General features: G+C 72.6%; 16 protein-coding genes and 1 pseudogene. 11 read left to right on the top strand and 6 right to left on the bottom strand.

The window, feature by feature from the left end; genetic code table 11:
* Nucleotides 1–38: 38 nt before the first annotated feature.
* Nucleotides 39–728 carry a response regulator gene (locus AB0O00_RS11600; RefSeq protein ID WP_363650594.1) on the bottom strand — a complete coding sequence of 230 codons (690 nt, stop codon included), beginning with the start codon at nucleotides 726–728 and terminating at the stop codon, nucleotides 39–41.
* Nucleotides 728–2,344, bottom strand: coding sequence for a sensor histidine kinase (locus tag AB0O00_RS11595; RefSeq protein WP_363650592.1), 1,617 nt, complete (start codon nucleotides 2,342–2,344; stop codon nucleotides 728–730). Before AB0O00_RS11595 ends, AB0O00_RS11600 begins: the two co-directional genes overlap by 1 nt.
* 215 nt (nucleotides 2,345–2,559) lie before the next feature.
* On the opposite strand from AB0O00_RS11595, the gene AB0O00_RS11590 reads away from it, so the two are divergent.
* From AB0O00_RS11590 to AB0O00_RS11580, 3 genes are read left to right on the top strand one after another with little or no spacing between them, the layout of a single operon-like run.
* Nucleotides 2,560–3,369, top strand: a complete 810-nt coding sequence (locus tag AB0O00_RS11590) for an ABC transporter ATP-binding protein (protein ID WP_363650590.1) — start codon at nucleotides 2,560–2,562, stop codon at nucleotides 3,367–3,369.
* Entirely contained in the window at nucleotides 3,359–4,228 is an 870-nt protein-coding gene (locus tag AB0O00_RS11585) for an ABC transporter permease (protein ID WP_363650588.1), read from the top strand. The genes AB0O00_RS11590 and AB0O00_RS11585 overlap by 11 nt, the downstream gene beginning before the upstream one ends.
* Nucleotides 4,229–4,263: 35 nt before the next feature.
* Complete coding sequence (locus AB0O00_RS11580) at nucleotides 4,264–5,340, top strand: ABC transporter substrate-binding protein (RefSeq protein ID WP_363650586.1); 1,077 nt, start codon at nucleotides 4,264–4,266, stop codon at nucleotides 5,338–5,340.
* Between the two features lie 72 nt (nucleotides 5,341–5,412).
* Here the strand turns inward: AB0O00_RS11580 and AB0O00_RS11575 are convergent, their stop codons facing one another.
* On the bottom strand, nucleotides 5,413–6,315 hold the full coding sequence (locus AB0O00_RS11575; protein ID WP_363650584.1) for a sucrase ferredoxin: 903 nt from the start codon (nucleotides 6,313–6,315) through the stop codon (nucleotides 5,413–5,415).
* Nucleotides 6,316–6,425: 110 nt separating this feature from the next.
* Complete coding sequence (locus AB0O00_RS11570) at nucleotides 6,426–8,876, bottom strand: DNA topoisomerase IV subunit A (protein ID WP_363650582.1); 2,451 nt, start codon at nucleotides 8,874–8,876, stop codon at nucleotides 6,426–6,428.
* A gap of 263 nt (nucleotides 8,877–9,139) precedes the next feature.
* On the opposite strand from AB0O00_RS11570, the gene AB0O00_RS11565 reads away from it, so the two are divergent.
* The 3 genes from AB0O00_RS11565 to AB0O00_RS11555 all read left to right on the top strand — a co-directional run bounded on the left by AB0O00_RS11565 (nucleotide 9,140) and on the right by AB0O00_RS11555 (nucleotide 13,393).
* Complete coding sequence (locus tag AB0O00_RS11565; RefSeq protein WP_363650580.1) at nucleotides 9,140–10,483, top strand: pitrilysin family protein; 1,344 nt, start codon at nucleotides 9,140–9,142, stop codon at nucleotides 10,481–10,483.
* 20 nt (nucleotides 10,484–10,503) lie between these two features.
* A complete protein-coding gene (locus tag AB0O00_RS11560) occupies nucleotides 10,504–11,868 on the top strand; it encodes a pitrilysin family protein (protein ID WP_363650598.1) in 1,365 nt (454 codons plus the stop codon).
* A 331-nt stretch (nucleotides 11,869–12,199) separates the two neighbouring features.
* A complete protein-coding gene (locus AB0O00_RS11555; protein ID WP_363650578.1) occupies nucleotides 12,200–13,393 on the top strand; it encodes an RtcB family protein in 1,194 nt (397 codons plus the stop codon).
* A 71-nt stretch (nucleotides 13,394–13,464) separates the two neighbouring features.
* Here AB0O00_RS11555 and AB0O00_RS11550 read toward each other — a convergent pair whose 3' ends face one another.
* Nucleotides 13,465–13,746, bottom strand: a complete 282-nt coding sequence (locus AB0O00_RS11550; protein WP_363650576.1) for an HPr family phosphocarrier protein — start codon at nucleotides 13,744–13,746, stop codon at nucleotides 13,465–13,467.
* Between the two features lie 240 nt (nucleotides 13,747–13,986).
* On the opposite strand from AB0O00_RS11550, the gene AB0O00_RS11545 reads away from it, so the two are divergent.
* From AB0O00_RS11545 to AB0O00_RS11530, 4 genes are all read left to right on the top strand, one after another.
* Entirely contained in the window at nucleotides 13,987–16,836 is a 2,850-nt protein-coding gene (locus AB0O00_RS11545; RefSeq protein ID WP_363650574.1) for a GNAT family N-acetyltransferase, read from the top strand.
* Between the two features lie 92 nt (nucleotides 16,837–16,928).
* Nucleotides 16,929–17,528 (top strand): DUF5998 family protein, encoded by a 600-nt coding sequence (locus AB0O00_RS11540; protein ID WP_363650572.1) that lies wholly within the window; start codon nucleotides 16,929–16,931, stop codon nucleotides 17,526–17,528.
* A gap of 86 nt (nucleotides 17,529–17,614) precedes the next feature.
* Nucleotides 17,615–18,802 (top strand): nucleotide pyrophosphatase/phosphodiesterase family protein, encoded by a 1,188-nt coding sequence (locus tag AB0O00_RS11535; protein ID WP_363650570.1) that lies wholly within the window; start codon nucleotides 17,615–17,617, stop codon nucleotides 18,800–18,802.
* An 88-nt stretch (nucleotides 18,803–18,890) separates the two neighbouring features.
* The gene (locus AB0O00_RS11530) at nucleotides 18,891–19,547 is read left to right on the top strand and encodes a thymidine kinase (RefSeq protein WP_363650568.1); all 657 of its coding nucleotides are present in this window, start codon (nucleotides 18,891–18,893) and stop codon (nucleotides 19,545–19,547) included.
* Between the two features lie 10 nt (nucleotides 19,548–19,557).
* Here the strand turns inward: AB0O00_RS11530 and AB0O00_RS11525 are convergent, their stop codons facing one another.
* Nucleotides 19,558–20,298, bottom strand: coding sequence for a VOC family protein (locus AB0O00_RS11525; RefSeq protein ID WP_363650596.1), 741 nt, complete (start codon nucleotides 20,296–20,298; stop codon nucleotides 19,558–19,560).
* A gap of 165 nt (nucleotides 20,299–20,463) precedes the next feature.
* On the opposite strand from AB0O00_RS11525, the pseudogene AB0O00_RS11520 reads away from it, so the two are divergent.
* Nucleotides 20,464–20,772: pseudogene (locus tag AB0O00_RS11520) on the top strand (hypothetical protein); the annotation flags it as partial.

Here is a 20,772-nt window from a genome sequence, read left to right as displayed (position 1 = left end):
CGGGGTTCCCCCGTGTTTGGGGGCGGGCACGCCTGTGTTCAGGGCCGGGCCGCCAGGCCGTAGCGGTGCTCCGGGCGCCCGGTGTCGCCGTAGCGCAGGGTCAGCCGCAGCCGGCGGTCGCGCTCCAGCTGCTTGAGGTAGCGCTGCGCCGTCGACCGGCTCAGCCCCGTCCCGTCGGCCACCTCCTGCGCGGACAGTGGCCGGCCCGCCCGGCGCAGCACGCCGAGGACCAGGTCCGTCGTCGGCGCCGAGTGCCCCTTCGGCAGCGCGCCGGCCGGGTCCGCGGCGCTGCGCAGGGTCGCGAACAGCCGGTCCACCTCGTCCTGGCCCGCCTCCCGCGCCGCCGGACCGGCCAGCGCGTGCCGCAGCTGCGCGTACGCCGTGAGCTTCTCGCGCAGCCCGGCGAACGTGAACGGTTTGACCAGGTACTGGAGCGCGCCGTGCTGCATCGCGGCGTGCACCGTCGACACGTCCCGCGCGGCCGTCACCATCATCACGTCGCACGCCACCTGCCGCTCCCGCAGCCTGCGCACCAGCGCCAGGCCCGTCTCGTCCGGCAGGTGGTGGTCGAGCAGCAGCAGGTCCACCGGACGGCGCTCCAGCGCCGCCAGCGCCTCCCCGGCCGAGTGCGCCGTGCCCGTCACCCGGAAGCCCGGCACCTTCGCCACGTAGGCGGCGTGCACGTCCGCGACCCGGAAGTCGTCGTCCACCACGAGTACGTCGATCATCACGCCTCCACGAGCCGAGCGGCGGGCCGGTCCGTGAGCCGGCCGGTGAGCAGGGCCTCGGGCAGCTCGACCGTGAACCGGGCACCGCCCAGCGGCCCCTCGTCGAGCACGATCCGGCCGCCGGTGCGCTCCACCAGCCGCCGCACCATCGCCAGCCCCAGCCCGCGCGGACGGTGCGCGGGCGCGTCCTTGCTGCTCCACCCCTCCTCGAAGACCTGCTCGCGCAGCTCCTCCGGCACGCCCGGGCCGCTGTCCGCGACCTGGAGCAGCAGCGTGGAGCCCGCCGCCGCCAGCGTCACCTCGACCCGTCCGCCCCCGCCCGGCGCCAGCGCGTCCACCGCGTTGTCGACCAGGTTGCCGAGCACCGTCACCAGCGCCCGCGCGTCCACCACGGCGTCCGGCAGGTGCGCCGCCGGGGCCAGCACCAGCCGCACCCCGCGCTCGCCCGCCACCGCCGACTTGCCCGCCAGCAGCGCCGCCACGTGCGGGTCCTGCACCTGCTCGGCGATCCGCGCCGCGACCACCGCGTGCGAACCGGACTGCTCCGAGATGAACGCCACCGCCTGCTCGTACCGGCCCAACTCCAGCAGGCCCAGCAGCGTGTGCATCCGGTTGGCGTGCTCGTGGTCCTGCGCCCGCAGTGCCTCGGTCAGGCTGCGGGTCGTGTCCAGCTCCCGGACCAGCGATTCCAGCTCGGTGCGGTCGCGCAGCGTCACCACCGCGCCCTCGGCGGTCGCCGTCCGGTTGACCACCAGCACCCGGTCGTCCCGGACGGCGGGCAGGTCGGGGCCGGTGATCCGCCCGGCCAGCACGTCCGCCAGCCGGCCCGGCGGCAGCACCTCGTCGGTACGGCGGCCGGTGCAGTCCGGCGGCAGGCCCAGCAGCCGCACCGCCTCGTCGTTCGCCAGCCGGATCCGGCCGCGCTCGTCCAGTGCCACCATGCCCTCGCGGATGCCGTGCAGCATCGCCTCCCGCTCCACGAGCAGCGCCGAGATGTCGGCCAGCGCGATGTTGTGCGTGCGGCGCTTCAGCCGCCGGGCCAGGACGAGCGTCGCGACCGTGCCCGCGGCGAGGCCCGCGCCCGCGCACAGCAGGATCCCGGTCAGCATCTTCAGCAGCCGGCGGCGGATCGAGTCGTCGCTGATGCCGACCGACACCTCCCCGACGATCCGCCCGTCCGCGAGGCGCAGCGGCACCTTGCCGCGCGCGGTGCGTCCGAGCGTGCCCTGCTGGATCGCGGTGACGCTGAGGCCGCTGAGCGCGGGCTCCGGGTCGGTGCTGACCCGGTGGCCGATCCGGCCCGGGTCGGTGTGCGAGAGCCGGATCCCGTCCAGGTCGGTGACCACGACGAAGCTCGCGCCGGTGGCGAGGCGGATCTGCTCGGCGTTGCGCTGGGCGGTCGCGGAGTCGCGGGCGGCGGCGGCGCGGGCGATCACCTCGTCGGTGGCGGTGGCCTGGGCGATGGACAGGGCGCGCTGCATCGCGTCGTGGTCGAGCTCGCTGCTGACCGGGGCGAGGAACAGCCCGGCGGTCACGGCGGTGACACCGACGGTGACGACGGTCTGGCTGAGCAGCAGTTGCGCGAAGACCCGGCGGGGCCAGCGGGGGAGCTTCATCCGGGCCTCCTCTCGGCGGCCGTGGGGTGCGGGGGTCGGGACACCCTACGTTTCCGGCGTGTTTCTGTCAGCCGCGTCCCCGCAGTTGTAGCGGAAGCAAAAAGAGCAGAACACCCCTCAATGCGGAGAAGTCGCACTACGCGGAGAAGGCTCCCGCCGGGGCCGGGCCCGCTCCTACCTTTCCGGGGCAAGCACCGACCCGGGAGGTCATCATCATGAGCAAGACCCCGGCGATCGAATTGACCGGCGCGACGAAACGGTTCCGCACCCCCTCCGGGGCCCTGCACACCGCCGTCCGCGACCTCGATCTGACCGTCGCCCAGGGCGAGTTCGTCGCCGTCGTCGGCCCGACCGGCTGCGGCAAGTCCACCACGCTGACGCTGGTCAGCGGCCTGGAGGAGCCCACCGAGGGCGAGGCCCGGGTGTACGGGGAGCCGGTCCGCGGGATCCACCCCCGGGTCGGGTTCGTCTTCCAGCAGGACGCCGTCTTCCCCTGGCGCACCGTCCTGTCGAACGTCATGGCGGGCCCCCGCTTCCGCGGCGTGCCCGCCGCCGAGGCGAAGGAGCGCGCCCGGGACTGGCTCGGGCGGGTCGGGCTCGGCGCCTTCGAGGACCGCTACCCGCACCAGCTGTCCGGCGGCATGCGCAAGCGCGTCGCGCTCGCCCAGACCTTCGTCAACGACCCGGACATCCTGCTGATGGACGAGCCGTTCTCGGCGCTGGACGTGCAGACCCGCGCGCTGATGTCGGACCAGCTGCTGGAGCTGTGGGCCGGCACGGGCTCCTCCGTCATCTTCGTGACGCACGACCTCGACGAGGCCATCGCGCTCGCCGACCGCGTCGTCGTCATGACCGCAGGCCCGGCCACCGTCAAGGAGATCTTCACCGTCGACCTGCCGCGACCGCGCACCGTGGAGGCCGTCCGCCTGGAACCGAGGTTCGTCGAGCTGTACCGCGAGATCTGGGCCTCGCTCGGCGAAGAGGTGCGCATCACCCGGGAGAGAGGAGCGGGTCGTGCCGCTTGAGACCGGGTCGGCCGTGCCCAGTGCACCGGCCGCCCCCACGACGAGAACCGAGGCCCGCGAACGGGCGGCCCGCAACCGGAAGTTGAGCGTGTACGGCGCCCGGGTCGCGGTGCTCCTCGCCTTCCTGGGGCTGTGGGAGGTGTGCGCCCGGACGGACGTCATCGACCCGTTCAACTTCTCGCAGCCGTCGAGGATCTGGGACCAGATCTGGCAGTGGATCACCCACGGCACCGCCCAGGGCTCGCTCGGCGAGCAGATCGGCTACACCCTCTACGAGGCCCTCACCGGCTGGGTGATCGGCGTCGTCGCCGGTGTGCTGCTGGGCATCGCGCTCGGCCGGATCCGGTTCCTGGCCGACGTGTTCGGGCCCTACATCAAGGTGCTCAACGCGATCCCGCGCATCGTCCTCGCGCCGATCTTCCTGATCTGGTTCGGCCTCGGCCCGGCCTCCAAGGTCGCCTCCGCTGTGGTGCTGGTGTTCTTCCCGGTGTTCTTCAACGCCTTCCAGGGCGCCCGCGAGGTGGACCGCAACCTCGTGAACAACGCCCGCATCCTCGGCGCGGACAACCGCAAGGTCACCCTGCAGGTCGTCATCCCCGCCGCCACCACCTGGATCTTCACCAGCCTCCACGTCAGCTTCGGCTTCGCGCTGATCGGCGCCATCGTCGGCGAGTACATCGGCGCCACCAAGGGCCTCGGCCTGCTTGTCGCCGCCGCTCAGGGCACCTTCAACGCGGCCGGTGTGTACGCGGCGATGACGATCCTCGCCGTCGTCGCGCTGGTGACCGAAGGCCTGCTGACCTTCGCCGAAAAGAAACTCTTCCGCTGGAAGCCCGCCGACGCGGGCGACGGCCGCTGAACCCCCTCCTCCGCAGTAGAGAGGCACCCCCACCCATGCGCCCGAACTCGAAAAACAGAGGGGCCGTAGCCGCCGCCCTCGCCGCCACCCTCCTCCTCCCGCTCGCCGCCTGCGCCAACGACGCCGCCACGTCCAGCCACGGCGCCGCCGCACCGGCCGGCCGGCAGGTCGACGGACCCAAGGTCAAGATCATGGTCGGTGGCCTGGACAAGGTCATCTACCTGCCCGCGATGCTCACCCAGCGGCTCGGCTACTTCGCCGACGCCGGCGTCAACGTCGAGCTGATGACCGAGCCCGCCGGCGTCAACGCCACCACCGCCCTGCTCGCCGGGGACGTCCAGGGCGCCGTCGGCTTCTACGACCACACCATCGACCTCCAGGCCAAGGGCAAGAACGTCGAGTCCGTCGTGCAGTTCGCCCAGGCCCCCGGCGAGGTCGAGCTCGTCTCCGCCAAGCAGGCCGACGCCATCAAGTCCGGCGCCGACTTCAAGGGCAAGAAGCTCGGCGTCACCAGCATCGGCTCCTCGACCGACTTCCTCACCAAGTACCTCGCGGTCAAGAACGGCACCTCCGTCAGCGAGTTCAGCCCGATCGCCGTCGGCGCCGGCCAGACCTTCGTCGCCGCGCTCCAGCAGGGCAGCATCGACGCCGGGATGACCACCGACCCGACCGTCGCCAACGTCCTCGACAAGGGCCTCGGCAAGATCCTCTACGACATGCGCACCCCCGAGGGCTCCCGCCAGGCCCTCGGCGGCCTCTACCCGTCGTCCTCGCTCTACATGGCCACCGACTGGGTGGAGAAGAACAAGGACACCACCCAGAAACTCGCCAACGCCTTCGTCAAGACCCTCAAGTGGATGTCCACGCACACCCCCGAGGAGATCGCCGCGAAGATGCCCGCCGACTACGCGCAGGGCGGCGCCGAGCAGTACGCGGCCGCGATCAAGTCGACGCTGCCGATGTTCACCACGGACGGCGTGATGCCGGCCGACGGACCGAAGACCGTCCTCGCCGTCCTCGCCGCCTTCCACCCGGACGTGAAGGGCAAGGAGGGCTCGATCGACCTCTCCCGCACCTACACCTCGGAGTTCGTCGGCAAGGCCACCGGCTGACCCCGGACCCGAACGGCGGTCCCGCGCTCACCCCCACGGGCGCGGGGCCGCCCCCTTTCGGGCGCTCCCGGCTCAGACGCCCCGCACGCTCAGCACGTCCATCCGCGACGGCGTGCCCTCCGCCTTCCCACAGCTCTCCGGACGCGGCGGCTCGCTCCGGCCCTCCAGCACGTCCACCTCCCAAGCCCGGCCGTCCGCGTGCAGCACCCTGACCAGCCAGCGGCCCTCGCCGTCCGGCCGCTGCGCCACGGTCAGCGCGTCCACCCGGGTCTCGCCGATCGCCAGCCGCACCGCGTGCTCCGCCGCCTGGCCCGGACGCTCCCAGCCCGAACAGCCCCGCGACCACTCCGGCACCATGTGCCCGGCCGCCGTCGCCGCCAGCACCTCCTTGGCAGACTCCGCCGTCAGCCGCCCGTACGCGTAACCGGACGGCAGCACCAGCATCGTGGGGGAGAAGCGGTGCCCGCCCAGGTGCGTCACCTCCCACACCTCGCTGTGGCCCGCCGCCGCCAGGTCCGCCGCCAACGGGCGGCCCAGCAGCGCGCAGCAGCGGTCCCGCCGCCCGTTCGTGCACACCAGCGCCACCGGGCCGCCCACGTGCTCCGCGCCGAAACCCGCGTGGTCGCCCGCGCCCAGCGCCGCGAAGTCCAGCCCCAGCAGCTCCGCCGGATCCGCCACCGTGGCCCGCCGCACCCAGCCGCGGCCCGGCACCGTGTGCGCCACGATCACCTCGTGCCGCGGCGTCGGCAGGCAGTCCGCGTGCCGGCCCGGCCGCCGGATCAGCGCCACCCGCACGCCCGTCCCGGCCGCGGCGGCCTCCAGCGCGCGCCCGGTCTCCGGCGCCAGGTGGCTCTCGCCCAGCGCCTTCGCGCCCCACGGCCCGCTCTGCTCCACCAGCAACCAGGTGGTCGCCACCGCCGCCGTGGCGGTCAGCGGCTCCGAAAGTTCACGCGACCGCGTCGTACAGGTGCTCACGCGGGCAAGGCTACCCTCAGCACCCGCCACCCCTCCGGGCCCGAACGACGGAGGAGGGGCACCCGACGGGCACCCCTCCTCCGCTCACCCGGTCATACCGGTCGTACCGGTCACGCCGGACCCGCGACCACCGCGATCGGCGTCGTCACCGGCGTACCCGAACCGTCCCGGCGCGGATCCCGCTCCGGCAGCTCCACCGGCACACCCTTCGCCGTCGCCGCCCGGGCCGGCGCCACACCCACCCACGCGAACGCCAGCACGTCCTCACCGCGCAGGAACCGCTGGCAGCGCACACCACCCGTCGCCCGGCCCTTGCGCGGGTACTGCTCGAACGGCGTCACCTTCCACGTCGACTGCTCCTCGCCCGTCAACGTCCCCGACGCACCCGCCACCGAGACCACCACCGCGTCCACCGCCGGATCCACCGCCGTGAACGACAGCACCCGCGCCCCGTCCGCCAGCTTGATCCCCGCCATGCCACCCGCCGGACGGCCCTGCGGACGCACCTGACCCGCCGGGTACCGCAGCAACTGCGCGTCCGACGTGACGAAGACCAGGTCCTCCTCGCCGGTGCGCAACTCCACCGCACCCACCAGCTCGTCACCCTCCTTGAGGGCGATCACCTCGAACTCGTCCTTGTTCGCCGGCCACTCCGGCACCACCCGCTTCACCACACCCTGCACCGTGCCCAGCGCCAGCCCCGGCGACGACTCGTCCAGCGTCGTCAGCGCCAGCACCCGCTCACCGGCCTCCAGTCGCAGGAACTCCCCGACCGACGCCCCACCCGCCAGCGTCGGCGACGGCGTCGGCGGCAGCGCCGGCAGATCGATCACCGGCAGCCGCAGCACCCGGCCCGCCGACGTCACCACACCCACGTCCGCCCGCGCCGTCGCCGGCACCGCCGACACGATCACGTCGTGCTTCGCCCGCGCCTCCGACAGCTCGAACGGCTCCCCGTCCGCCGTCCGCGCCAGCAGACCCGTCGACGACAGCAGCACCCGGCACGGATCGTCCGCCACCTCCAGCGGCACCGCCAGCGCCGCCGACGGCACCGCCCCCGCCTCCAGCAGCACTGTCCGCCGCTCCGTCCCGAACTGCTTGCCCACCGCGCCCAGTTCGGACGACACCACGCTGCGCAGCTTCGCGTCCGACTCCAGGATCTCCGTCAGGTCCGCGATCTCCGACGTCAGCTTCGCCTTCTCCTGCTCCAGCTCCACCCGGTCGAAGCGGGTCAGCCGGCGCAGCGGCGTGTCCAGGATGTACGCCGTCTGCGTGTCCGACAGCGAGAAGCGCTCCATCAGACGCTCCTTCGCCTGCCCCGCGTTGTCGCTCGACCGGATGATCGCGATCACCTCGTCGATGTCGACCAGTGCCACCAGCAGGCCCTCGACCAGGTGCAGCCGCTCCTCCCGCTTGCGCCGGCGGAAGTCGCTGCGCCGCCGCACCACCGTGAACCGGTGGTCGACGTACACCTCCAGCAGCTCCTTCAGCCCCAGCGTCAGCGGCTGGCCGTCCACCAGCGCCACGTTGTTGATGCCGAACGTCTCCTCCATCGGCGTCAGCTTGTACAGCTGCTCCAGGAGCGCCTCCGGCACGAAGCCGTTCTTCACCTCGATCACCAGCCGCAGCCCGTGCTCGCGGTCGGTCAGGTCCTTGACGTCCGCGATGCCCTGCAGCTTCTTCGCGTTGACCAGGTCCTTGATCTTCGAAATGACCTTCTCCGGGCCGACGTTGTACGGCAGCTCGGTGACCACGATGCCCTTGCGGCGGGCCGTGACGCTCTCGATCGACGTCGTCGCACGGATCTTGAACGTCCCGCGGCCCGACTCGTACGCGTCCCGGATCCCCGCCAGACCCACGATCCGCCCACCCGTGGGCAGGTCCGGACCCGGCACGAACCGCATCAGCGTGTCCAGGTCCGCGCTCGGGTGCTTGATCAGGTGCCGGGCCGCCGCCACCACCTCGGACAGGTTGTGCGGCGGCATGTTCGTCGCCATGCCCACCGCGATGCCCGTCGCACCGTTCACCAGCAGGTTCGGGAACGCCGCCGGCAGCGCCAGCGGCTCCTGCTCGCTGCCGTCGTAGTTCGGCCCGAAGTCGACGGTGTCCTCGTGGATCGACTCCACCAGCGCCATCGCCGCCGGCGTCAGCCGCGACTCCGTGTAACGCATCGCCGCCGGCGGGTCGTCGTTGCCCAGCGAACCGAAGTTCCCGTGCCCGTCGATCAACGGCAGCCGCATCGAGAACGGCTGCGCCATCCGGACGACCGCGTCGTAGATCGACTGGTCGCCGTGCGGGTGCAGCCGTCCCATCACCTCGCCCACCACACGGGCGCACTTCACGTGCGCGCGCTCCGGACGCAGGCCCATCTCGTTGGCCTGGTACAGGATCCGCCGGTGCACCGGCTTCAGACCGTCCCGCGCGTCGGGCAGCGCGCGCGAGTAGATCACCGAGTAGGCGTACTCCAGGAAGGAGCCCTGCATCTCGTCCACGACGTCGACATCGAGGATCCGCTCCTCGAAGTCTCCGGGCGGCGGGGTCTGCGAACTGCGGCGGGCCATCGCGGCGGGGCTCCCTTACGTCTCGCTTGCTCTGTGTCTCGATCAGTCTCTGTCGCCGTGCCGACTGCCCTGCTCGAAAGACGGGGCAACAGGGCGCGGCGCCCCCATTGTGGACCCTCACACCGACACTCCCGGCCAGCGCCCCTCTTCCGCCCCTGGCGAACGCCCCCTCCGCGCGGACACATCCGCGCCCCTCGCGCGTTGCACCACAATGGGGGACGCCACACGAACCCCGACATCGACGACGGGAAGGACCCGAGCGCATGGCCAACCCGGCCCCCGCCTCCAGCCGAGGCATCGCCATCACCGAGCACCGCCTGGCCAACGGCCTGCGCGTCGTTCTCTCCGAGGACCACCTCACCCCGGTCGCCGCGGTCTGCCTCTGGTACGACGTCGGCTCGCGCCACGAGGTCAAGGGCCGCACCGGCCTCGCCCATCTCTTCGAACACCTCATGTTCCAGGGCTCGGCCAACGTCTCCAACAACGGCCACTTCGAACTCGTCCAGGGCGCCGGCGGCTCGCTCAACGGCACCACCAGCTTCGAGCGCACCAACTACTTCGAGACCATGCCCGCCCACCAGCTCGAGCTCGCCCTCTGGCTCGAAGCCGACCGCATGGGCTCCCTCCTCGCCGCACTCGACGAGACCTCCATGGAGAACCAGCGGGACGTCGTCAAGAACGAGCGCCGCCAGCGCTACGACAACGTCCCCTACGGCACCGCCTTCGAGAAGCTCACCGCGCTCTCCTTCCCGGACGGCCACCCCTACCACCACACCCCCATCGGCTCCATGGCCGACCTCGACGCCGCCACGCTCGAAGACGCCCGCACGTTCTTCCGCACCTACTACGCGCCCAACAACGCCGTCCTCTCCGTCGTCGGCGACATCGACCCCGACCAGACCATCGCCTGGGTCGAGAAGTACTTCGGCAGCATCCCCGCCCACGACGGCAAGCAGCCCCCCCGCTCCGGCGAACTCCCCGACACCATCGGACGCGAACTGCGCGAAGAGATCCACGAGGACGTCCCCTCCCGCGCCCTCATGGCCGCCTACCGCCTCCCGCACGACGGCACCCGCGAGGCCGACGCCGCCGACCTCGCCCTCACCATCCTCGGCAGCGGCGAATCCAGCCGCCTCTACAACCGCCTCGTGCGCCGCGACCGCACCGCCGTCGCCGCCGGATTCGGCCTCCTCCGCCTCGCCGGCGCCCCCAGCCTCGGCTGGCTCGACGTCAAGACCTCCGGTGACGCCACCCTCCAGCAGATCGACACCGCCGTCGACGAGGAACTCGCCCGCTTCGCCGCCGAAGGCCCCACCCCCGAAGAACTCGAACGCGCCCAGGCCCAGATCGAGCGCGAATGGCTCGACCGGCTCACCACCGTCGCCGGCCGCGCCGACGAACTCTGCCGCTACGCCGTCCTGTTCGGCGACCCCAAGCTGCTCAACGACGCCCTCCCCAAGGTCCTCGACGTCACCGCCGAAGAGGTCCGGGCCGTCGCGAAGGCCCGGCTCCACCCCGACAACCGGGCCGTCCTCGCCTACGAGCCCACCACGGCCGACACCGACGCCGCTTCCGCAGACTCCGAAGAGGAGGGTGCCGCCGCATGAGCACCGACCACGTTCCCACCATGACCTTCCACCCCCAGCCCCAGCCCGGCACCCCCACCCCCTGGGCCTTCCCCGCCCCCGAGCGCACCGCCCTCGCCAACGGCATCACCGTCCTGCACTGCCACCGCCCCGGCCAGCAGCTCGTCGCCGTCGAGGTCCTCCTCGACGCCCCGCTCGCCGCCGAACCGGACGGCCTCGACGGCGTCGCCGCCATCCTCGCCCGCGCCCTCAACGAAGGCACCGACACCCTCACCGCCGAGGAGTTCGCCGGCGAACTCGAACGCGCCGGCGCCACCCTCGACTCCCACGCCGACCACCCCTGCATCCGCGTCTCCCTCGAAGTCCCCGCCTCCCGCCTCCAGCGCGGCCTCACCCTCCTCGCCGACGCCCTGCGCGCCCCCGCCCTCCCCGAGGACGAGATCGAGCGCCTCGTCGCCAACCGCCTCGACGAGATCGTCCACGAGCAGGCCAACCCCGCCCGGCGCGCCGCCAAGGCCCTCTACGCCGAACTCTTCGACGGCGCCGACCGCCTCTCCCGCCCCCGCAGCGGCACCGCCGACACCGTCAAGTCCATCGACCGCACCGCCGTCAAGGCCTTCTACGACGCCCACGTCCGGCCCGCCACCAGCACCGTCGTCGTGGTCGGCGACCTCACCGGCACCGACCTGCCCGCCCTCCTGGAGAGCACCCTCGGCGCCTGGACCGGCACCCCGGCCGCGGCCTCCGCCCACGCCCCCGTCACTGCCGACGACCACGGCCGCGTCGTCATCGTCGACCGGCCCGACTCCGTCCAGACCCAGCTCCTCATCGGCCGCATCGGCCCCGACCGCCACCACCCCGACTGGTCAGCCCAGATCCTCGGCACCTACTGCCTCGGCGGCACCCTCACCTCCCGCCTCGACCGCGTCCTGCGCGAGGAGAAGGGCTACACCTACGGCGTCCGCGCCTTCGCCCAGCCGCTGCGCTCCGCCGCCGACGGCAGCGGACGCGCCCTGCTCGCCATCAGCGGCTCGGTGGACACCGCCTCCACCGCCCCGGCCCTGAAGGACACCTGGACGATCCTGCGCACCCTCGCCGCAGACGGCCTCACCGACGCCGAGCGGGACGAGGCCGTGCAGTTCCTGGTCGGCGTCGCCCCGCTCAAGTACGAGACCGCGGGCTCCGTCGCCGGCACCCTGGCCGACCAGGTCGAGCAGCACCTGCCCGACGACTACCAGGCCGAGGTCTACCGGCAGCTCGCCGAACTGCCCACCGCCGCGGCCACCGAGGCCGTCGTCGCCGCCTTCCCGCCGGACCGGCTGGTCACCGTGCTGGTCGGCGATGCCGCGGCGATCGCGGAGGACGTGCGGAAGCTCGGCATCGGCGAGGTCACGGTCGTCAGCTGACCCCTCCGTCTTTTTTGGCAGGCCCGTTGGAGCGATCGCCGCTCCGCCGGGCCTGCCGCGTTTTTAAATCCGTTGCAGGCCGGGGCCGTTCCGTGGATAGATATCCCCCAGCACAGCACAGACGTACGAAGTCCGACCTCGGACTCAGACGAACGAAGGGAGGCGGTCACCATGCGGGTCGAGCGAACCATACGACGACGCTCCCCAAGGCCGTACTCCCCCTGTGCCCTGGGCGCCTGAGCGCACCTTTCTGGTCTTCCCCGAGCCGCGCCGGGATTCTCGTCGCGCGGCAACTCCCAGTGAATTGACCGACCTTGGAGGTCGAACACCCATGTCGTACACCGAGGTGCCCGGAATCCGGGTCCCCATCCGGATGTGGACCGACCCGGCCACCGTCGAGGGCGCGGCCATGCAGCAGCTGCGCAACATCAGCTCCCTGCCCTGGCTCCACGGCCTCGCCGTCATGCCCGACGTCCACCTGGGCAAGGGCGCGACGGTCGGCTCCGTCATCGCGATGAAGGGCGCCGTCTGCCCGGCGGCGGTCGGCGTGGACATCGGCTGCGGCATGAGCGCGGTGAAGACCTCCCTCACCGCCAAGGACCTCCCGGACGACCTTTCCCGCCTCCGCTCCAAGATCGAGCAGGCCATCCCGGTCGGCCGCGGCCTCCACACCGACCCGGTCGACCCGCGCAAGCTCCACGGCTTCGCGACGGCGGGGTGGGACGACTTCTGGGGCCGGTTCGACCGTGTGGCCCCGGAGGTGAAGTGGCGCCGCGAGCGGGCCATGCAGCAGATGGCGACGCTCGGCGGAGGAAATCACTTCATAGAACTATGCGTTGATACTACTGGCGTGGTCTGGCTGATGCTCCACTCCGGCTCGCGCAACATCGGCAAGGAACTGGCCGAGCATCACATGGGCGTCGCCCGCTCGCTGCCGCACAACCAGGGCCTGATCGACCAGGATCTCGCGGTGTTCATCGCGGACACTCCGCAGATGGCGGCCTACCGCCAGGACCTGTTCTGGGCGCAGGAGTACGCGAAGCACAACCGGGCCCTCATGATGTCGCTCTTCCAGGACGTCGTCCGCCGGGAGTTCGCGAAGGCGAAGGTCACCTTCGACGAGGTCATCAGCTGCCACCACAACTACGTTGCGGAGGAGAGCTACGACGGTGTCGACCTGCTCGTGACCCGCAAGGGCGCGATCCGGGCCGGATCCGGCGACTACGGAATCATCCCGGGCTCGATGGGTACCGGTTCGTACATCGTTCGCGGCCTCGGCAACGAGGCGGCGTTCAACTCCGCGTCGCACGGCGCCGGCCGCAAGATGAGTCGGAACGCGGCGAAGAAGCGATTCACCACGCGGGACCTGGTCGAGCAGACCAAGGGCGTGGAGTGCCGCAAGGACAGCGGAGTCGTGGACGAGATTCCGGGCGCCTACAAGTCCATTGAGAAGGTCATCGAGCAGCAGAAGGACCTCGTCGAGGTGGTCGCCCACCTGAAGCAGGTCGTTTGCGTGAAGGGCTGATCACCCGAACAGGGGTGCACCGCCGAGCGGTGCACCCCTGTTCGGGTCGTCTGCGCGTCGAGAGAGTGGGCTCAGGCGGCGGCGGGGAGTTCTTCGAGGCCTTCGGTGACGAGCTTGGCGAGGCGGTCGAGGGCTTCGTCGGCGTTCTCGGCGTCGGTGGCGAGGATGACCTCTTCGCCGCCCTGGGCGCCCAGGGCCAGCAGGCCGAGCATGGAGGCGGCGTTGACGGGGTTGCCGCCCGGCTTGGCGATGGTGATCGGCACGCCGGTGGCCGCGACGGCGCGGACGAAGATGGAGGCGGGACGGGCGTGCAGGCCCTCGGCCCAACCGATGGTGACGCGGCGCTCGGCCATGAGACGTGCCTTTCCGGTGAAGCTGGTCACGGCCGTGCTCGGGGAAGCGGCCATGTTGTCTAGACCAGTGTTGCATGCAGCCGACCCCTGCGAGCCGCCGCGTTCGGGAGTTGTGATTGTTTCTTTTCGGGGCATTTTCCCGGCATAAGGCCCGGCCAGTGGCCCTGTCCACCCTGCCGCGCGCCTGCCGCGCGTGCACGCCGGGCGCCATCCGGCTCGCCGCCGGATAACCTGACGATCGTGGACGACTCCGCGGCGGCGCAGCACCCAGGGCATCCGGACTATCCGCAGCACTGGGAGGCCGACATCCTGCTGCGCGACGGTGGCACGGCCCGGATCCGGCCGATCACGCCGGCCGATGCCGGGCGGCTGGTGGAGTTCTACGAGCAGGTCTCGGACCAGTCGAAGTACTTCCGTTTCTTCGCTCCTTATCCGAAGCTCTCGGAGAAGGACGTCCGCCGCTTCACGCACCACGATTTCGTGAACCGGGTGGCGCTGGCGGTGGTCGTCCGGGACCGTTTCATCGCGACCGTGCGGTACGACCGGATCGATGCCGAGGGCCGCCCGTCGGACACCGGGACGGATGCGGAGGTGGCGTTCCTGGTGCAGGACGCGCACCAGGGGCGCGGGGTGGCGTCGGCGTTGCTGGAGCACATCGCGGCGGTGGCGCAGGAGCGGGGGATCCGTCGTTTCCAGGCGGAGGTGCTGCCGGAGAACCGGAAGATGGTGAAGGTGTTCACGGACGCCGGTTACACGCAGCGCCGGAGCTTCGCGGACGGTGTGGTGCACCTGGAGTTCGGCCTGGAGCAGACGGACCGCTCGCTGGCGGTGATGCGGGCGCGGGAGCACCGTGCGGAGGCGCGTTCGGTGCAGCGGTTGCTCACGCCGCGTGCGGTGGCGGTGATCGGGGTGTCGCGCAATCCGCAGACCGTCGGCCGGGCGCTGCTGCGGGATCTGCTGGGCAGTTTCGACACCGAGTTCGAGAGCAAGCACGGGGACGAGGAGGCGGTGCGCCCGGTCTACGCGGTGAACCGCAAGGCTCCGGCCGGGACGGAGCTGGACGGCGTCCCGGTGTACCGGTCGGTCCTGGACATCCCGGGCCCGGTGGACCTGGCGGTGATCGCCGTCCCCGAGAGCGCGGTGCCGGCGACGGTGGCCGAGTGCGGCGCCCGCGGGGTGCAGGGCCTGGTCGTGGTGACGGCCGGGTACGCGGAGACCGGCCCGGAGGGCCGTGACCGTCAGCGGGCGCTGGTGCGCCAGGCCCGCGCGGCGGGGATGCGGGTGGTCGGCCCGAACGCGTTCGGCCTGATCAACACCGATCCCGGGCTCCCGCTGAACGCCTCGCTGGCGCCGCACCTGCCGCGGCGCGGTGGTTTCGGGATCTTCTGCCAGTCCGGCGCGATCGGGGTGGCGCTGCTGGAGGCCGCGCACCGCCGGGGTCTCGGGGTCTCGTCGTTCGCGTCGGTCGGCAACCGGTCCGACGTCTCCGGTAACGATTTCCTGCAGTACTGGGCGGAGGACGACGCGACCGAGGTGGTGCTGCTCTACCTGGAGTCGTTCGGCAATCCGCGCAAGTTCACGCGGATCGCCCGCCGCCTGGCCGCCGTGAAGCCGGTCGTCGTCGTGAAGGGCGCGCGTCACACCGGGAGCCTGCCGCCCGGTCACGCCGTCCCGGCCACCGCGACGGGGCTGCACGACGCGACGGTGGACGCGCTGTTCGAGCAGGCCGGGGTCACCCGGGTGGAGACGATCACCGAGCTGTACGACACCGGTGAGCTGCTGGTGCAGCAGCCGCTGCCGCCGGGGGACCGGGTCGCGGTGGTCGGCAACTCGGACTCGCTCGGCCTGCTGACCTACGACGCCTGCCTGAGCGCCGGCCTGCGCCCCCGTACGCCGGTCGACCTGACCACGGCCGCGACCGGGGAGAACTTCCGGATCGCGCTGGACGTCGCCCTGTCCGATCCGGCCGTGGACGCGGTGATCGCGGTCGCGATCCCGCCGATCGGCACGTCCGCGCACGCGTTCATGGGCGGCCGGCTGACCGGCCCCGAGGACCCGGAGATGGGCTCGGACGACCCGGAGATCGCCGCCGCGCTGCTCGAAGCCGGCGAGCGGGCAAGGGAGTTGGGCAAGCCGCTGGTGCTGGCGCACCTGGCGCTGACCGATCTGCCGGTGCGGCTGCGCCCGGGCGGCATCCCGGCGTTCGCGGCGCCCGAGCGTGCGGTGCGCGCCCTCGCGCACGCCGTGCACTACGGGCAGTGGCGCCGTCGGATGGCCGAGGCGGAGGAGACCGCCCGGGTGCCCGAGCTGGACCGGATCGACGAGCCGGGGGCCCGGGCCCTGGTGGACGCGGCGCTGACCACCCGCGCCGCCGTGGCCGCGCGCACCCAGCCGGGCGGTGCCCGGATCACGCTGCCCGACGCGGAGGCCCGCGCGCTGCTGGCGAAGTACGGCATCGACGTCTCGCCGACGCTGCCCGCCCCGGACGAGGAGACGGCGGTGCGGGCGGCCTCCGCGCTGGGTTACCCGGTGGCGCTCAAGGCGACCGCCCCGCACCTGCGCCACCGCCCCGACCTGGGCAGCGTCCGCCTGGACCTGACCGGCGAGCCGGGCCTGCGCCGCGCGCACCGCGAGCTGGACGCCCTGCTCGGCGGGGCCGCGCAGGCCGAGCTGGTGGTGCAGCGGCTGGCCCCGCGCGGGGTGGACACCGTGATCGGCGCCACGGTCGACCCGGCGGTGGGCGCGATCCTGTCCTTCGGTCTGGCCGGCGCGCCGGCCGAACTCCTCGGCGACGTCGCGCACCGACTGGTTCCGGCCACCGATCAGGACGTCGCCGGGCTGATCCGGGAGGTCCGGGCGGCGCCGCTGCTGTTCGGCTGGCGGGGTGCGGAGGCGGTGGACACGGGCGCGCTGGAGGAGCTGCTCCTGCGGGTGTCGCGGCTGGTGGACGACCTGCCGGAGGTCGCGTCGGTGGACCTCGAACCGGTGGTCGTGGGCCCGCACGGGCTGGCGATCCTGGGGGCGCGGGTGCGCATCGCGCCCCTGCCCGTCCGCAGCGATCTGGGCCCGCGCGCCATGAGCAGCCTGTAACCTTCCTTGGTTGCGCCTGCCCGTGGGCGCTGTTGTCCGAAGCTCGGCGCCGCGCCGCCCGCTTCGTCGGCGGACCATGCCAGGATGGAGTTATGGCGAAGACCGGTACCACCACCACTCAGGACCTGCGCTCGGCGATCGAGCGCAGCGGCTACTACCCGGCCCTGGTGTCCGAAGCGGTGGAGTCCGCGGTCGGCCCGGAGCCGATCAGCTCGTACCTGGTGCACCAGGAGACGACGTTCGACGCCAACGAGGTGCGCCGCCACGTCACCGTGCTGGTGCTGACCCCGACCCGGTTCGTGGTGAGCCACACCGACGAGCAGACCGGGGACGCCGCCAGCCCGTCGGTGCCGCTCGCGACGACGTCGACGGAGAGCGTCCGGCTGGACCGGATCGGTTCGGTCGTGGTGAGCCGGATGGTGGCGAACCCGGAGACGTACACCCCGGGCACGCTGCCGCGCGAGGTCGTCCTGACGATCGGCTGGGGCGCGGTGCAGCGGCTGGACCTGGAGCCGGCGGGCTGCTCGGACCCGAACTGCGAGGCGGATCACGGCTACACGGGTTCGGCGACGGCTGACGACCTGTCACTGCGGGTGAGCGAGGCCGGCGACGGCCCGGAGACGGTCGCGCAGGCGCTGGTGTTCGCCCGGGCGCTGTCGGACGCGACGATCAGCAACGCCCCGCGGGCCTGAGCCGCGCCGCCGCCCGACCGCCCGCTCGGAACGACCGCTGCCGACCGCTGCCGACCGCGCCGACGACCCGCCACGAAACCGGATCCATGTCTTTCGCACCTTCCGACGGCTACGACGCCTTCGAGATCCTCGATCCCGCCTCCGCCCCCGCTCCCGCCTACGGCAGCGGTTCGCTCTGCGACCTGCTGCCCTCGGTCGCGGCGGGACTGGGCGTCGAGGGTTTCTCGGCGACGCTGCCGATCGCCCCGGCCGACCGCGTGGTGGTGTTCCTGGTCGACGGCCTCGGCTGGGAGCTGCTGCTGCGCCACCCCGAGTACGCGCCGTTCCTGTCATCGCTGGCGGGCAGCTCGATGGCCGGCACGGGCCGTCCGCTGACGGCCGGGTTCCCGTCGACGACGGCGACCTCGCTGGCCTCGGTCGGCACCGGCACCCCGCCGGGGCTGCACGGTCTGGCCGGGTACACGGTGGCGGTTCCCGGTGCCGGGTACCTGATGAACCAGCTGCGCTGGCAGCCGCCGACGGACCCGGCGGCCTGGCAGCCGTACCCGACGGTCTTCGAGCGGACGCACGCGGCCGGGGTGGCGACGGCCCAGGTGTCCTCCCCGCTGTTCGCGCAGACCCCGCTGACCAGGGTGGCGCTGTCCGGCGGCACGTTCATGGGCCGGACCACCGGCGAGGAGCGGATGGACCAGGCCGCGGCCTGGCTGGCCGAGCACGACCGGGCGCTGGTGTACACGTACGTCAGCGAGCTGGACGGCGCGGGCCACCGCTTCGGCGTGGACTCGGACGAGTGGCGGATGACCCTGGACGCGGTGGACCGGCTGGCCCGGCGGCTGGCCGAGCAGCTGCCGCCGCGCTCGGCGATGTACGTCACGGCCGACCACGGCATGATCGACATCGCGCCGGAGGACCGGATCGACTTCGACGAGGACTGGGAGCTCGGCGCGGGCGTGGCCCTGCTGGGCGGCGAGGGCCGGGCCCGGCACGTGTACGCGGTGCCGGGGGCGGCGGCCGACGTGCACACGGTGTGGAGCGAGGTGCTCGGCGACCGGATGTGGGTGGCGACCAGGGACGAGGCGATCGCGGCGGGCTGGTTCGGCCCGGCCGTGGACGAGCGGGTGTACGCGCGGATCGGTGACGTGGTCGCCGCGGCCCGGGACGACGTCGCGATCATCGCCTCCCGCAACGAGCCCGGCGAGTCGGCGATGATCGGCCTGCACGGTTCGATGACCCCGGTCGAGCAGTTCGTGCCGTTGCTCGAAGTGCGTGCCTGAGCCGTGCCGCCGATGTCGTCCGCAGCACCGCTGCCACCGCTTCCCCGGTGCCCGAAGTCCCCTGATGTGAAAGGCCCTTGCTCCACCCATGGCTGAACTGGTGTTCTTCTCGGGCACGATGGACTGCGGCAAGTCGACGCTGGCGCTGCAGATGGACCACAACCACACCGCCCGCGGCCGGCAGGGGGTCATCCTGACCCGCCACGACCGGGCCGGCGCGGCGACCATCTCCAGCCGGCTCGGCCTGCGCGCCGAGGCGGTCGAGGTGACCGACGACTTCGACTTCCACGCGCACGTGGTGCAGCGGTTGTCGGCCGGCGGCCGGGTGGACTACCTGATCTGCGACGAGGCCCAGTTCTTCGCGGCCGAGCAGGTCGACCAGCTGGCCCGGGTGGTGGACGAACTCGACATCGACGTCTACACGTTCGGGATCACGACGGACTTCCGCACCCGGCTGTTCCCGGGCTCGCAGCGGCTGATCGAGCTGGCCGACCGGGTCGAGGTGCTGCAGGTGGAGGCGCTGTGCTGGTGCGGCGCGCGGGCCACCCACAACGCGCGGACGGTCGGCGGCGTGATGGTCGTCGAGGGCGCGCAGGTCGTGATCGGCGACATCTCGGTGAAGGAGGACGAGGTCGGCTACGAGGTGCTGTGCCGTCGCCACCACCGCCGTCGCCTGACCGCGGCGACCGCCCGCGCCTCGGTGCTCTCGCCGGACGTGCTCCCCTTCGAGCAGACCCAGGCGTAGGGCAGTTCTTCTAGCGGGGTTCCAGGACGGAGAAGTGCCCGCCCTGCGGGTCGGCCAGGCGGGCGGCCCGGCCGCGCGCGGTGTCGTGCGGTCCGACCAGGACCCGCCCGCCGAGTTCGACGGCGCGGCGGGCGGTGAGTTCGGTGTCGCGGACGGCGAAGTGGATGCGCCAGCGCGGCGGGTGGCCGCGCAGTTCGGCGCGGTGCCGGATGCCGGCGACCGGCCGGCCCTGCACCAGCAGCGCCGACTCCTCGCCGCCGGGCCGGAGGGTGCGGCCGAGGACGGTGGCGTAGAAGGCGGCGGCGCCCTCGGCGTCGGGGGTGAGCAGTTCGGCCCAGGCGGGGCCGCCGGGTTCCGGTCCGGCCTCGCGGCCGACGTGTTCCTCGCCCTGCCACAGCCCGAAGACGGCGCCGGAGACGTCGGCGGCGATGGCCATCCGTCCGGCGCGCTCGGCCTGGAGGGGGCCGACGGCGACGGTGCCGCCGCACTCGCGGACGAGCTGGGCGACGGAGTCGGCGCTGTCCACGGCGAAGTAGGTGGTCCACTGCACCGGGAAACCGGTGGCGCTGGAGACGCCGAGGCCGGCGACGGGCTGCCCGTCGAGCTCGGCCCGGACGTAGTCGCCGAGTTGGGCCGGCCCGGGGGAGTAGCTCCAGCCGAGCAGGTCGCCGTAGAACGCGCGGGCGCCGGCCAGGTCGTCGGTCAGCAGGCTGACCCAGCACGGCGTGCCCTGGGCGAGCCGGAGTTTCACCGCGGGCAATGCGGGCCTCCTCACGGGCGGTTGGCGCACGGAATTCGCGCACGCGAGGGTGATGCTTCCACTCCGGCGTGCGACCAACCCTCGGGCCGCGCGGAAATTCCGGCAAAGACCCCACAAAGAGCGGCGGTTCGGCCGCTCTGCGCGACAATGGCCCGCATGACCACCTACAACGACGGTTCCCCGCTGATCTCCGCGGCCGAGCTGCGGGAGGCGCTCGCCTCCTCGCGCCCGCCGGTGCTGCTGGACGTGCGCTACCAGCTGGTCGGTGCGGCCGCAGGCGGCCCGACGGCGGCGGAGGAGTACCGGGCCGGACACCTGCCGGGCGCCCACTTCGTCGACCTGGACCGGGACCTCGCGGCCCCGCCCGGCGCTCCCGGTCAGGGGGGCCGCCACCCCCTGCCGGACCTGGAGGAGTTCGGCGCCGCGATGCGCGGCTTCGGGGTCGGCACCGATCGTCCGGTCGTG

It is taken from the genome of Kitasatospora sp. NPDC093558, assembly GCF_040683475.1.
GTDB lineage: Bacteria > Actinomycetota > Actinomycetes > Streptomycetales > Streptomycetaceae > Kitasatospora.
This window is presented reverse-complemented; position numbering and strand designations above follow the sequence as displayed.

Excerpts from the sequence above, each read along its gene's own strand:
- AB0O00_RS11590 (WP_363650590.1), top strand. The coding sequence starts at position 2,560 with ATGAGCAAGACCCCGGCGATCGAATTGACCGGCGCGACGAAACGGTTC.
- AB0O00_RS11535 (WP_363650570.1), top strand. The coding sequence starts at position 17,615 with ATGTCTTTCGCACCTTCCGACGGCTACGACGCCTTCGAGATCCTCGAT.
- AB0O00_RS11580 (WP_363650586.1), top strand. The coding sequence starts at position 4,264 with ATGCGCCCGAACTCGAAAAACAGAGGGGCCGTAGCCGCCGCCCTCGCC.
- AB0O00_RS11560 (WP_363650598.1), top strand. The coding sequence starts at position 10,504 with ATGACCTTCCACCCCCAGCCCCAGCCCGGCACCCCCACCCCCTGGGCC.
- AB0O00_RS11600 (WP_363650594.1), bottom strand. The coding sequence starts at position 728 with ATGATCGACGTACTCGTGGTGGACGACGACTTCCGGGTCGCGGACGTG.
- AB0O00_RS11550 (WP_363650576.1), bottom strand. The coding sequence starts at position 13,746 with ATGGCCGAGCGCCGCGTCACCATCGGTTGGGCCGAGGGCCTGCACGCC.
- AB0O00_RS11555 (WP_363650578.1), top strand. The coding sequence starts at position 12,200 with ATGTCGTACACCGAGGTGCCCGGAATCCGGGTCCCCATCCGGATGTGG.
- AB0O00_RS11595 (WP_363650592.1), bottom strand. The coding sequence starts at position 2,344 with ATGAAGCTCCCCCGCTGGCCCCGCCGGGTCTTCGCGCAACTGCTGCTC.
- AB0O00_RS11570 (WP_363650582.1), bottom strand. The coding sequence starts at position 8,876 with ATGGCCCGCCGCAGTTCGCAGACCCCGCCGCCCGGAGACTTCGAGGAG.
- AB0O00_RS11540 (WP_363650572.1), top strand. The coding sequence starts at position 16,929 with ATGGCGAAGACCGGTACCACCACCACTCAGGACCTGCGCTCGGCGATC.
- AB0O00_RS11565 (WP_363650580.1), top strand. The coding sequence starts at position 9,140 with ATGGCCAACCCGGCCCCCGCCTCCAGCCGAGGCATCGCCATCACCGAG.
- AB0O00_RS11530 (WP_363650568.1), top strand. The coding sequence starts at position 18,891 with ATGGCTGAACTGGTGTTCTTCTCGGGCACGATGGACTGCGGCAAGTCG.